The 12,998-nt window shown below is 68.4% G+C and carries 12 protein-coding genes; 1 reads left to right on the top strand and 11 read right to left on the bottom strand.

Features of this window, described 5'->3' with window-relative positions; all coding sequences use genetic code 11:
• Positions 1-41: 41 nt before the first annotated feature.
• From ACH438_RS24805 to ACH438_RS24775, 7 genes are all read right to left on the bottom strand, one after another.
• A complete protein-coding gene (locus ACH438_RS24805) occupies positions 42-1,310 on the bottom strand; it encodes a deoxyguanosinetriphosphate triphosphohydrolase (protein WP_397009089.1) in 1,269 nt (422 codons plus the stop codon).
• A gap of 4 nt (positions 1,311-1,314) precedes the next feature.
• Positions 1,315-1,893, bottom strand: coding sequence for a YdcF family protein (locus ACH438_RS24800; RefSeq protein ID WP_397009180.1), 579 nt, complete (start codon positions 1,891-1,893; stop codon positions 1,315-1,317).
• A gap of 252 nt (positions 1,894-2,145) precedes the next feature.
• On the bottom strand, positions 2,146-3,990 hold the full coding sequence (gene asnB, locus ACH438_RS24795; protein WP_397009087.1) for an asparagine synthase (glutamine-hydrolyzing): 1,845 nt from the start codon (positions 3,988-3,990) through the stop codon (positions 2,146-2,148).
• A gap of 126 nt (positions 3,991-4,116) precedes the next feature.
• A complete protein-coding gene (locus ACH438_RS24790; RefSeq protein WP_397009085.1) occupies positions 4,117-4,629 on the bottom strand; it encodes a hypothetical protein in 513 nt (170 codons plus the stop codon).
• Positions 4,630-4,742: 113 nt separating this feature from the next.
• A complete protein-coding gene (locus ACH438_RS24785) occupies positions 4,743-5,396 on the bottom strand; it encodes a TetR/AcrR family transcriptional regulator (RefSeq protein WP_397009083.1) in 654 nt (217 codons plus the stop codon).
• 10 nt (positions 5,397-5,406) lie between these two features.
• Positions 5,407-6,291: a sterol desaturase family protein gene (locus ACH438_RS24780; RefSeq protein ID WP_397009081.1), complete on the bottom strand. Its 885-nt coding sequence runs from the start codon at positions 6,289-6,291 to the stop codon at positions 5,407-5,409.
• Positions 6,292-6,392: 101 nt separating this feature from the next.
• The gene (locus ACH438_RS24775; protein ID WP_397009078.1) at positions 6,393-7,070 is read right to left on the bottom strand and encodes an MBL fold metallo-hydrolase; all 678 of its coding nucleotides are present in this window, start codon (positions 7,068-7,070) and stop codon (positions 6,393-6,395) included.
• Between the two features lie 80 nt (positions 7,071-7,150).
• Here ACH438_RS24775 and ACH438_RS24770 point away from each other — a divergent pair, with 80 nt between their 5' ends.
• Positions 7,151-9,151 (top strand): TPM domain-containing protein, encoded by a 2,001-nt coding sequence (locus ACH438_RS24770; RefSeq protein WP_397009076.1) that lies wholly within the window; start codon positions 7,151-7,153, stop codon positions 9,149-9,151.
• Between the two features lie 197 nt (positions 9,152-9,348).
• Here the strand turns inward: ACH438_RS24770 and ACH438_RS24765 are convergent, their stop codons facing one another.
• The 4 genes from ACH438_RS24765 to ACH438_RS24750 are packed head-to-tail and all read right to left on the bottom strand — an operon-like array spanning position 9,349 to position 12,974.
• The gene (locus ACH438_RS24765) at positions 9,349-9,954 is read right to left on the bottom strand and encodes a response regulator (protein ID WP_397009074.1); all 606 of its coding nucleotides are present in this window, start codon (positions 9,952-9,954) and stop codon (positions 9,349-9,351) included.
• Positions 9,951-11,255, bottom strand: a complete 1,305-nt coding sequence (locus tag ACH438_RS24760; protein ID WP_397009072.1) for a sensor histidine kinase — start codon at positions 11,253-11,255, stop codon at positions 9,951-9,953. Before ACH438_RS24760 ends, ACH438_RS24765 begins: the two co-directional genes overlap by 4 nt.
• Entirely contained in the window at positions 11,239-12,027 is a 789-nt protein-coding gene (locus ACH438_RS24755; protein WP_397009070.1) for an ABC transporter permease, read from the bottom strand. Before ACH438_RS24755 ends, ACH438_RS24760 begins: the two co-directional genes overlap by 17 nt.
• Entirely contained in the window at positions 12,024-12,974 is a 951-nt protein-coding gene (locus ACH438_RS24750) for an ABC transporter ATP-binding protein (protein WP_397009068.1), read from the bottom strand. The genes ACH438_RS24755 and ACH438_RS24750 overlap by 4 nt, the downstream gene beginning before the upstream one ends.
• Between the last annotated feature and the right edge of the window lie 24 nt (positions 12,975-12,998).

The following is a 12,998-nucleotide window of genomic DNA, read 5'->3' as shown; positions in this document are numbered from 1 at the left end:
AAATCCGTTCCTCATGTGCCACTCGACGGCAGGGGGCGGGGTTAGGGGATGCCGGCGGCGAAGCGTTCCAGGCGGCTTTCGGTGTAGGAGGCGATTTGGTCGACTACTACGCGGACTCGGGCGGTGTCGTCGGGGGCGGATTCCCAGGTGGGGACCAGGAGGCGGTCCAAGCCTCGGGGGGCGGCGGCCAGGAGGCGGTCGGCCACGAGGTGGATGCGTTCGCGTTGGCCTGCCTGGCGGACCTGGTGGATGGGGTCGGAGAGGACGTAGCGGAGGGCCATCGTCTTCAATACCGCTACCTCGGTGGCCGCTATCCGCGGGACTTCGAGATCGGCTGTGTAGCGGGACAATTGGCGGCCGCCCCAGGCGGCGCGGGTGGCCTCGACGGCGGCGGTGGCGAATCGGCCGACCAGGTCGCTGGTGAGGCGTTTCAGGGCCACCGAGGCGGCGAGGGAGCCGTCGAAGTCGGTGACGGCGGCAACCACCGGCATTTCGGAGAGGCGCTGGGCGGCGGCCACCAGGTCGTCGGCGGAGAGTGCGGGGTGCTGGCGGGCACCGAGTTCGGAGAGGGCGGCCTGTTCGAGGGGGTCGGCGAGGGCGCGCAGGTCGATGCGGCCGGCGATGACGCCGTCCTCCACATCGTGGACGGAGTAGGCGACGTCGTCGGCCCAGTCCATGATCTGCGATTCCAGGCATTGGCGGCGGTCGGGCGCGCCTTTGCGAACCCAGGCCAGGCGGTCCATGTCGACGTCGTAGGCGCCGAACTTGGAGCTCGGACCTGTTCTGCCCCAAGGGTATTTGATGACGGCGTCGAGGGCGGCGCGTGTCGGGTTGAGCCCGTAGCTGTTGCCGAGGTCGTCGATCACCTTGGGTTCGAGGCGGGTGAGGATGCGGAGGTTCTGGGCATTGCCCTCGAAACCGCCGTGCGCGTCGGCGAATTGGTCGAGCGCCTTCTCGCCGTTGTGCCCGTACGGGGGGTGCCCGATATCGTGCGCGAGCCCGGCCAGATCGACGAGATCGGGATCGCAGCCGAGGCTGTCGGCGATGCTGCGCCCGATCTGCGCGACCTCCAGCGAGTGGGTGAGCCGGGTGCGTGGCGTGTCACCGTCGCGCGGGCCCATGACCTGTGTCTTGTCGGCAAGCCGGCGCAGTGCCACGGAGTGCAGCACCCGGGCGCGGTCGCGCGAGAACTCACTGCGCCGGGCGGGGCAGGGCGACCAGCTCAGGCCTGCTGTCCGGTCGGTTTCGGGCACCATGCGCTCACGATCGAAGTCGGAGTACACCTGGTCGTAATCGATACGCGCGTTCATGGGTTCACTGATCTGCCGTGTATTTGAAATCTGCCGGGTAGTGGGTCAGTTGATACCAGAGCAAGGCGAAGGTCTCCCGGAAAATGCCGTGCGCCTGTGATTCCCGCGTGTAGACGGCGGGGCCGGTGCGGACGGGCGCGGTCCAGGCCGAGAGGCCGGCGTCGCGGGCCATGGTGCGGGTGCGCAGCGAATGCCAGGGATCGCTGACCAGCACCACCGAGGATTTGCCGCGCGCCAGCAGGGCTTTGGAGACGGCTTCCACGCTCTGCAGAGTGTCGGAGCCGGTTTCGACGGCGAGGATCCGATCGGACGGCACGCCCCGGTTCTCCAGGTAGAGCTTGCCGGAGGCGGCCTCGGTGTAGTTGTCGCCCAGCTGTTTTCCGCCGACGGTGACGACCAGCGGCGCGATGTTCTTGGTGTAGAGGTGGTAGGCCTGATCCAGCCGCGCCTCGAACACCGTGGACGGGGTGCCGTCGTACTGCGCCGCGCCGAGCACCACGATGGCGTCGGCGGGCGAGTAGTCGGAGATGCGGGCCACCTGCCACACCCGCACCGCGGTCCCGCCCACCACCAGAACCGCCATGAGTAGTCCGCCGACCAGCAGGCGCCGGGCCCAGCGCAGGGTGACGCCGGCACACCCGCCGCGGAGTGTGCCGGTGTTCGGGTCCTGAACCGGCGAATCGGGTTCGGGGGTGCGGTTCCGGAGTTTCACCAACCGCGCCGCCGCCGTTCGGGCAGTCGCGGGCGCCGGGCGCCGACCGGGTAGGCGAACGGTCTCATACCGTCAACATAGCTTGTCCGGCCCGGTCGGCGCCGCCGTGTGCCGCGGTCGGCATCAGTCCAGCAACAGCTCCGGCGAGTAGAGATCGAGCCAGGTGGCCATGTCGATCACATGGTCGAGGCCGACCCGGACGTGCGGGGCCATGCGGGCGGGGTCCTGTTCGACGGCGCGCTTCGCCCAGCCGCGATCGAGGATCGCGAACAGGGCGTCGTTGGGCTCGGACAGGATTTCCTTCACCAGCTGCTGCAGTGCCGCCGCGTAGCCGGGGTCCTGGGTGGACGGGTAGGGACTCTTGACCCGTTCCACGACCGACTGCGGCAGGACGTGTTTCGCCGCGTGCCGCAGCAGGCTCTTCTCGCGGCCGTCGAAGGTCTTGAGCGACCACGGCGTGTTGTAGACGTATTCGACCAGCCGGTGATCGCAGAACGGCACGCGCACTTCCAGTCCGACCGCCATGGACATGCGGTCCTTGCGGTCGAGCAGCTGCCGAACGAAGCGGGTCAGGTGCAGGTGGCAGACCGTGCGCATGAGGTGTTCCCGCTCGTCCTCGGAGTCGAGGTGGTCGACCTCGGCGACGGCGGCGGCGTATTGGTCGGCCACGTAGTCGTTCAGTTGCAGTCGCTCCCGGAGCCCGGGATTCAGGATCTCCCAGCGGGATTCCCCGGAGAGCGGGTTGCTGAAGGCCAGCCAGGGGAAGGTGTCCTCTTTGAGGGCGACCTCGTCGTGGAACCAGCGGTAGCCGCCGAAGACCTCGTCGGCGGATTCGCCGGACAGCGCGACCGTGGACTGTTCGCGGATGGCCCGGAACAGCAGATACAGCGAACTGTCCATATCGCCGAGCCCCTGCGGGATGTCGCGGGCGGTGATCACGGCGCGGCGCACCGAAATATCGGCCAGGTCAGCGGGATTCAGGATCACGTCCTGGTGCGCGGACTTCACGTACTCGGCCACGTCGCGGACGAACGGCGAGTCGGGAGTGTCGCGCATTTCGTCGGGGACGAAGTTGGCTTCCTGATTGACGAAATCGACGGAGAACGTCCGCACCTGTTCGCCGTCGCGGGCCAGGCGCCGCGCCGCGAGGCCGGTGATGGAGCTGGAATCCAGTCCGCCGGAGAGCAATATGCAGCGGGGCACATCCGAGATCAGCTGCCGGTCGACGATATCGGTGAGCAGTTCGCGGACGTGCTCGACGGAGTCGTCCTGGCTGTCGGTGTGCTCGACGGCCGTCAGCCGCCAGTAGGTGCGCTCGCGAAGTCCGTTGCGGTCCACGGTGGTCAGGGTGCCCGGCAGCACCTCGGACATGCCCTTCCACAACGACCAGCCGGGGGCCTTGGTGAAGGCGAACAGTTCCCGCATGCCGTCGAGCTCGACGGCCTTGCGCGCCAGCGGATTCGCGAGGATGGCCTTCGGTTCCGAGCCGAAGAGCACCCCGTCCGGCGTGCGGTAGAAGTAGAAAGGCTTGATGCCCATGCGATCCCGGACCATGACGAGTTTCTCGTCGCGCTGGTCCCAGATCGCGAAGGCGTACATGCCGTTGAGGTGGTCGACCAGGCTCTCGCCCCACTGCAGGTAGGCGCGCAGGACGACCTCGGTGTCGCTGTCGGTGGTGAACGAATGTCCCAGTCCCGCAAGCTGTTCGCGTAGTTCCAGGAAGTTGTAGGTCTCTCCCGAGTACACGATGGCCACGTCCCCGCCGGGGGTGGCCACGCTCATGGGCTGGGCGCCGCCGGGCAGGTCGATGATCGCGAGCCGCCGGTGGCCGAGTGCGCCGTGCTGTCGTAGGAATATCCCGCGGCCGTCCGGTCCCCGGCACGCCATGGTTTCGGTCATGGCGTCCAGCACCCCCTGCTGCCGCGTCAGATCAGAATCGAACGAAACCCACCCTGTTATCCCGCACATCCGGGACCTCCCAGATTAGTTAGCTGAAACAACTATACGTAATCCAGGTGTAACACAACGGAAGTCGGTCGGCCACTAACCAACCGTCCGGTTTAGCACCGGCAAACGATGGGCTTCGACGCGGGGCTATGCTTCGGTTTCGTCCGAATCCGACTGGCAGAACTGGTATTTGCCGCGATCGAGGCGGCGGATATTGCTGTCTTCGCGCAGCGCCATGCGGCCCAGGGCAACCTTTACGTGGTGGCGCGCGCTCATCGGCAATTCGAGCCCCCGCTCCTCCAGCGCCGCCACCACTTCCGTGGGCGTCCAGGTCTGATTGGGATGCTCCGCGAGGAAGTCGGAGACCATCCTCGGCAGCGACCGCCCCTGCCGCTCGAGCGGCGCTACCTCCGGCGCGGGCAGCACATCCTGCAACTGCTCGATGCGGGCCGTATCCAGCCAATCCGCCACCGTCAGCAGCTTCGAGCAGGCCGCGCGTAGCTCGGCGCCGGGCGACCGGATATCGCCGAGGTTGTACATCGCCTGGTAGTAGCGGCCGATCTTGGTGAGTAGCTCCACGGCCTGCTGCTCGGTGTCGGCGACGATGGTTTCGCTGCTACGACCGGAGTTCGATAGTGCCGCCGCTGGTCCTGCTCCCACCCTGCACGCTCCCCTTCCCGTCGATTGGCCAACTACCGCACGGGAGACCCTAACCCCACCATCGAGCCGAATTGTGAAAGGCCACAATGTCACCCGGGGCGGGGTGGCGGGAATCAGGACGTGACCGACCATTCCACTTCGTATTCGCCCCAGGACGGCGTCGGCTCCGGGAGCGTCGTGGCGGCCGGGCGCAGACCGTCGATGGCCAGGGCGAGCAGGCGGCTACGGGTGTGGCGAGCGTTCTCGGTGTGCTGGGGGTAGCGGCTGAAGAGTTCCATCAGATAGGTGATGTCGATGGAGGTGACGTCCGGGCGGACGGTCGCGTCCTCGTGTCCTCGCCGGACGAGCCGATCCAGGAGTTCCTTGGCTTCCTCGTTGCGCCGGGCCAGATCGTCGGGGACGGGCAGCGAGCCGGCCAAGGGCGCGAAGGCGCCGACCCGGTCGGTGACACACCGTTCGATGAAGCCGGACAGGCAGGTCCAGCCGTCGTCCCCGCGATCCAGCGCGTTCTCCAGCGCGGTGATCGTCTCGGTGATCGCCACGCGGCACAGCTGTTGCAGCAGTTGCTCTTTGCTGCCGTAGCGGCGATAGAGAGTTCCCATGCCGACACCGGCACGCTTGGCGATCGAGGCGACCGGCGCGTCGGGACCTTCCTCCGCGAAGGCCGCGCGCGCCGCGGCGAGCACGAGGAGATCGTTGCGCTCCGCCTCGACCTGCCGGCCGAGCCGGCCGCCGGCGCGCTTGCGATCAACCGATGGGGAACTCATGGCATCGAGCCTAGGATAGCGAATTCTGCGCGGAACGATTCGCTCCCGCGCCCGCGGCCCGAGCACGCTGTTCCTCGAACCATCCGGGCCGGTTGACCAGCACGCCGAGCCGCTGCCGCCAGCCCGCGGCCAGCTTCATATCGCGGGCGATGGCGCCGTATTCGTGGGTGGCGATCCGCAGCGGGTTGAACGTGTCGATGTTCTTGGTCAAACCGTAGATCGGCCTGCCGGTTTCGTGCGCATAGGTCCCGAACACGCGGTCCCAGATCATGAAGATGCCGCCGAAGTTGCGATCCAGATAGTCGCCCTGCGACGCATGATGCACCCGGTGATTCGAGGGCGTGTTGATCACGTGCTCGATCCGGTCGGGCAGTCGCGGGAATCGCTCGGTGTGAATCCAGAACTGCGACAACATGATCACCGAACTGCACAGGAAGATGGTCCAGGCGGGCACACCCGCGAACGCCAGCGGGATATAGAAGAACTGCGACGTCAGCCCGGTCCACGGCTGCCGGGCCGAAGTCGAGAAATTGAACTTCAGGCTCGAATGGTGCACCACGTGCGCCGCCCACAGCACCCGGACCAGATGGTGTTCGCGGTGCATCCAGTAGTAGAGGAAATCCTGCGCGATCAAGATCAGCGGAAACGTCAGCCAGGTGACATGCACCCGGAACGGGCTCAACTCGTAGATGCCGACGAACATGAGCAAGGCGACCGTCTTGTACGCCACGTCGGTGAGCGATCCCCCGATCCCGACCGCGAGACTGGCCGCGGTATCCCGCGCGCTGTAGCCCCCGGTCCGCTCGTCCGGGTGCAACCGGTAGTAGACCATCTCGATCACCATCAGCAGCAACAATGCCGGCACCGAGATGACCAGCAGATATTGGTTGTCCACGTCGAAATCTCCTATCGGAGCGCTTTGCTCCGATAGGAGAGTAGGAGCAAAACGCTCCGTTAGGCAAGGATCACGAAGAAACCAGCGATCAGCGGGTCGGATCACCAGCCGCGAGCGCGCCACTCCCCCAGCTGCGGGCGTTCCCGGCCCAGCGTGGTGTCGTCGCCGTGGCCCGGGTAGACGACCGTGTCATCACCGAAGCGGCCGAACAACTTCGACTCCACATCACCGAGCAGGGAGGCGAAATCCTTTGCGTTGCCGGTCTTCCCGACTCCACCCGGGAACAAGGAATCACCGGTGAAGAGGTGCGTGCGGCCGCCGCCGTCGGTAAGGGCCAGGGCTACCGAGCCGGGGGTGTGGCCGCTGAGGTGGATGGCCTCGAGTTCGAGGTCGCCGATCCGGATGATGTCGCCGTCCGCGAGGAGGCGGGCCGGGGGCACCGGGAGCGGGGCGGCGTCGAGTTCGTGTGCGGCGGTGGGGATTTCGGTGGCGGCGACCACGTCCTTCAGGCCCCACCAGTGGTCCGGGTGCTGGTGGGTGGTCACGATGAGCTCGACCCGGTCCGGGGCCTCCTGGGTGAGGAGTTCCAGGATGCGTTCCGGCTCGTTGGCCGCGTCGATGAGGAGGGCGGCGCCGGTGGCGGTGCTCTGGACCAGGTAGACATTGTTGTCCATGGCGCCCACCGACATCTTCACGATGCGGGCGCCGGGAACCTCACGCTGCTGCGGATTCGAACCGGCGCTGACATGGCCCGTGTACGGGGTATCGATCGAGATCACAGGGTCGATCGTAGTCACCGGGGGCCGACACGGCGGGTACGGAATCCGGTCGCGGGGAATGCGGCGGATAGATTCGGGGGATGCCGCTACCGAAGCAGCACTCCGTCGCTCGGGTCTGGTCCCTGCTCGTGATGTGCCTGCTGACGGCGGTGATATGGCTGCCCGCGGTGGATGCCGGACCGGCCGCGGCTACTCCGCCGCAACGGCTGCCCACCTATGTCACCGATAACGCGGGGGCGCTGAGCGGCGGGCAGACGGCGCAACTGCAGGCGGCCATCGACGCGCTGTACGCGAAGCATCACGAGCGGCTGTGGGTCGTTTATGTGCGGAGTTTCGACGGCATGGACTCGCACGCCTGGGGTGAGCAGACGGCGCGGGCGTCCGGGTTCGGGGATCGGGACGTGCTGCTGTCGGTCGCGGTGGACGATCGGGCCTACGCGTTCACCGGCACCGTGCCGTCCTCGATCAGCGAGAAGGATGTGGATCGGTTCCTCATCAACGGGGTCGAACCGAAGCTGCGGGCCGGGGATTGGGCGGGCGCGGGGCTGGCGGCGGCCGACGGGCTGTCGAATGCGATGAGCGGGTCGGGCGGGGTGAGTTATCGGACGCTGCTGGTGTTGCTGCTGATCGTGGCGCTGGTATTGCTGGCGGGCTGGTTCTGGCTGCGGCGGAGCGGGCGGCACGACCGCTCGCGACTGGATTCGGCGCGGCAGGTGGATCCCACCGACGCCCGCGCGCTGGAGGCGCTGCCGCTGGTGGTGCTGGATGCGCTGTCCAAGGAGACACTGGTCGACGCCGACAATGCGATCCGGACCTCGGCCGAGGAATTGCGGCTCGCCACCGACGAATTCGGGGCGATCGCCACCGCGCCGTTCACCGCCGCGCTGCAAGGGGCGAAATCGGCGCTGGCCAAGGCGTTCTCGATCCGGCAGCAGCTCGACGACGATATTCCAGAGACGCCGGATCAGCAGCAGGCCATGCTGGTCGAACTGATCAGCACCTGCGGGCGCGCGGATCGCGAACTCGACGCCAAGGTCAGCGAATTCGACGCCATGCGCAATCTGCTCATCAATGCCGGGGATCGCCTCGACGCGCTGACCCGCGATCTGGTGGCGCTCACCGCGCAGTTGCCGCGTTCGCGGCAGACCCTGGCCGATCTGGTGGCGAGCCAGCCCGCCTCGGTGCTCACCCCGGTTCGCGACAATGTGGGCATGGCGGAGGAGCGAATCTCCTTCGCGGAACGCAATATCGAGGACGGCCGGGCCGCGGTCGCGAAGCCGGTCGGCCGGCAAGGCGCGGCCGTCGCCGATATCCGCGCCGCCGAAGCCGCCGTGGACGCGGCACGCACGCTGCTCAATGCCGTCGACACCGCCGCCACCGATATCGAGCAGGCACGCGCCGGATTGCCCGGCCTCATCGAGGAATTGCGCCGCGACCTCGAGGCCGCCGCGAGTCTCACCGAACACGGCGGCCCCGAGCTGACCGCGGCCGCCACGGGCGCGCGCACCGCACTGGATCAGGCGATCGCCGCCGGCCCGGACAACCCCCTCGGCGCCTTCCAGCAGGCCATGGCCGCGGACACCGCCCTGGACAATGCGATCGCCGCCGCCACCGACCGCAAGGTCGCCGCCGAGGAACTACGCCGCCGCCTCGACCAGACCACCACCGCGGCCCGCAGCCAGATCAATGCTGCCGCCGATTTCATCAGCACCCGCCGCGGCGGCGTCGACGCCGAACCCCGCACCCGCCTGGCCGAGGCCCAGCGCAGCCTCGACCAGGCGCGGCAACTCGCCCCCACCGACCCCGCCCAGGCCCTCCAATTCGCCCAGCGCGCAGTAGAACTCGGCACCCGAGCCCTGCACACCGCCCAGGCCGCCGTCAACGACTGGCAAGCCCAGCAACGCACCACCCCCAACTCCCAGACCGGCGCCGTCCTCGGCGGCATCCTCATCGACGGCATGCTCCGCGGCATGGGCAACCAATACCGCGGCGGCGGATTCGGCGGCGGCACCGGCTACGGCCCCGGCTCCTTCGGCGGCTCCGACGGCTCCCGCCGCATCAGCCGCGGCGGCCGCTTCTGACCCGCCCGGCGAAATCCCAGCGCAGCCCCTCAGCCAGGACCGCACTCGGCGTCAGCCGCTACGGTGCCGACGGCACGCGCCGCGGAGTGCGGCGCCGACGCCTCGCACTGCCGAGAACGGCCGGTTCCGACCATGTGGCCACGGTCTGCGATCGAATTCGCCGGTAGCGAAAGGACGGTCACCGTCGCGGTGACTGACTACAGCCAGCCGAGACGTTCCGCCGCGCGGACGGCTTCGGTGCGGGTGCGGGTGCCGGTTTTGCCGATGGCGGCGGAGAGGTGGTTGCGGACGGTGCCTTCGGAGAGGTGGAGTTGTTTGGCTATGGCGCCGGCGGTGGCGCCGTCCGCGGCGGCGGCCAGGACCTCGCGTTCGCGGGCGGTCAGGGGGGAGGTGCCGGCGGTGAGGGTTTCGGTGGCGAGGGCCGGGTCGACCACGCGCAGGCCCATGTGGACGCGGCGGACGGCGTCCGCGAGTTCCCGTGCGGGCGTGTCCTTGACGACGAAGCCGCTGGCGCCGGCGTCGATCGCGCGGCGCAGGTAGCCCGGGCGGCCGAAGGTGGTGACCATGAGGATGCGGACCTGCGGGTGCGCCGCGTGTAGTTGGGCGGCGGCCGAGATGCCGTCCAGGCCGGGCATTTCCACGTCGAGCAGGGCCACGTCGGGGGCGGTTTTCGCGACGGCGTCGAGGACCTCGTCGCCGCGGCCTACCTCGGCCACCACTTCGAGGTCGGGTTCGAGGTTCAGCAGGGCCGCGAGGGCGCCGCGCACCAGCGCCTGATCGTCGGCGAGCAGCAGTTTGATCATTCCGGCTCCTGTGTCGTCACTGCCGGAAAGCTTGCCAGCACCCGCAATCCGCCCTCCGGGCGATTGCCCAGAGTGAGCGTGCCGCCGGTGGCCTGCACGCGTTCCCGCAGGCCGGACAGCCCGGAACCGGACCGCGACGACTCCCGCATGCCCACCCCGTCATCGGCGATCTCGATGCTGCGCGGGGTCACCCGCACCCAGCAGTGCCGGGCCCCGCTGTGCCGCACGATATTGGTGACCGCCTCGCGCAGCACCCAGCCGAAAACGACACTGTGCCGGATCGGGAGATCGTCGGTGTCGGGCAGGTCCGCCTCGATCTCGGCGGCGGTCAAGGCCGTTCGCGCATTGGCGAGTTCACCCGCGAGCGACACCTCACGCAGCCCGCCGACGGTGGTGCGCACACCGGCGAGGGATTCCCGCGCGAGCCGTTCGACATCCGCCATCTCGGCGCGAGCACGTTCCGGATCGATATCCAGGAGTCGTTGCGCCAGTTCGGTTTTCACGGTGATGACGGTGAGCGAATGCCCGAGGATATCGTGTACGTCCCGGCCCACCCGCAGCCGCTCCTCGGCAACAGCGAGATCGGTCAACTGCTGCCTGGCAATGAACAGCTGGTGATTGCGCATGAGGATCAACCGGATGCCCCCGACCGCGAAACTGGCCAAGCAAATCGACTGCAGGAGCGAATAATCAGGAGGCTGCCCCAACACCGCGTGCGGTACCACGGCCGTCGCGAGAATCAGCACCACCAATGCGATCATCGCCCGCCGCGGCGGCATGGTGAAGGCGATGAACGACGCGATGTACACCGCGAGCCCGGTGGCCTCGAAGCCCAGCGTCACCGCCGCCGCCCCGATCAGCGCCCCCTGCACGATGATCGGCAGGATCACCAGCCGGAGGCTCTCGGTGGCAGGCGGCCACGGCGTCCGGACCGTACCGCGCACCAGGAAGGCGTACGAGAGCACGTAACAGAGGCCGTAAGCGAAGATCACCGCCAGCGAGTAGATCCGGGCCCCGGGATCGATCAGGCCCCACGCGTGCCGCAGCGGATCGATCAGATAGACGGCCCAGATAGCGGAGAACATCCAGCCCAGCCGCCGGCGGCGCCGAATGCCGCGCTCCTCCTCATCGGCCGCACCGAGCGTGTCGTCCACGCCGCGCGACGCTACCGCAGGCGTCAGCAACCAGCCCCGATACCAAGCGAGGTCACCCCGGTCCGCGGCCCGGCTCGGCAACACAGCGCCGGGCGGGCTCGGTGTATCCGCGCCGAGCGGGATCGGCGGATCAGCGTGCGGTGTCACGGCGGAACAGTACAGCGGAACCGATGGTGAAAACCGCCGCCCACCCGACGACGTTGACAATGGCCAGCACTACCGCGCCGCCGCTCGGTTCCGCGAAGGGCGCCCGGGCCAGTACGGCGAGGCCGTTGGTGGGGAACACCTTCGACACCGTGTCGAACCAGCCGTGCAGCTGCAGGAACAGCCCGCCCGCGAAGGACAGCAGCGCCAGCGCCGGGCCGAGCACCTGCATGACATTCTCCGAGGGCAGCAGATAGCCCATGAACAGGCCGAACGCCGCGAACACCAGCGAACCGAGCCAGGCGATGAGGAAGCAGCCGAGCCACGCACTCGCAGGCATCCGCGCCCCCATCACCGCTCCGAGCACGAAAACCACTGTCACCGAGAGCAATCCGAGCACCATGGCGACCGCGATCTTGACGGCGATGTACACCGGCGGCCGCAATGGGGTCAGCCGCAACTGCCGGCTCCAGCCCACGGCCCGCTCCACCGCGACCATGGCGCCGCCGCTGGTGGTGGCCAGCATGGCGCCGTACACGGCCATGGACACCATCACGTATCCGGTGACATTGCCCGCGCCGAAGGACTCGTGCCGATAGTCGGAAGTCGTACCGAAGATGACGAAGAACACGGGCGGCATGACCAGCGCGAAGATCAGCGTGCGCCGATTTCGCAGCAGGCGACGCAGTTCCATGGCCAGGAACGCGAGCCGGAAGCCGCCCGCCGGCACGGCGGGCCGGGTACCGGGCCGCCGCGAGGTATCGAGGGTGGTCATCGGTGGTCTCCCGTCGTGGTGAGGGCGAGGAACGCGTCCTCCAGGTTGTGAGCCGAGATCTCCAGATCCGTGGCCGGGGTGGCGGTCAGCAGGTAACGAGCCACCACATCGGAATCCTTGGCGCGCACGATGATTCGATTCCCGCGCTGCTCCACCTGATCGACGCCGGGCAGGCCCAGCAGTCGCGCCGGATCCGCGCCGGGCAGGGTGGCGCTGAGGGTGCGGCCCGCGGCCAGGTTCTTGATCTGCGCGGCGCTGCCGTCGGCCACCACCCGCCCGGCCCGCACCAGCACGATGCGGTCGGCATAGGCGTCCGCCTCGTCGAGGTGGTGGGTGGCGAACAGGACGGTGCGCCCGCGCTCCGAATCCTGGCGGATGGCATGCCAGAAATCGCGGCGGCCCTCCACATCCATGCCGGTGGTGGGCTCGTCCAGGACGATGAGGTCCGGGCTCGGCAGCAACGCGAGCGCGAAACGCAGCCGCTGCTGCTGCCCGCCGGAGCATTTGCCCACCCGGCGGTCGGCGATATCGTCGATGCCCGCCCGGATCAGCACCTCCCGCACGGGCCGGGGATGGGCGTGCAGGGTGGCGATCAGCTGGACGGTCTCCGCCACCGTGAGATCCGGCAGCAGTCCGCCGGATTGCAGGACCGCCGAAACCCGCCCGGCCGCAATGGCATCCGATGGAGAACCGCCGAACACCCGCACCGCACCGGAATCCGGCCGGGTCAGCCCGAGCAGCATGTCGATGGTGGTCGTCTTGCCCGCGCCGTTCGGTCCCAGGAAGGCGACGATCTCCCCCGGCCGCACTACCAGATCCAGGCCGTCGACCGCGCGCACCGGGGCGCCGGCCGATCCGAAAGTCTTCACCAGTCCCCGGATTTCGATGGCCGGTGTGGTCGCGCGCCGCGGTCGCGGCGGCACGACGCCATTGGCAGTTGCGTTCATGCTCCCAACTGTCGTCGGCGGCCG

Origin of the sequence: Nocardia sp. NPDC020380, from assembly GCF_044386975.1 — a bacterium.
Taxonomy (GTDB): Bacteria; Actinomycetota; Actinomycetes; order Mycobacteriales; family Mycobacteriaceae; genus Nocardia.
The sequence above is the reverse complement of the archived record's forward strand: the minus strand, read 5'-3'. Positions and strand labels throughout refer to the sequence as shown.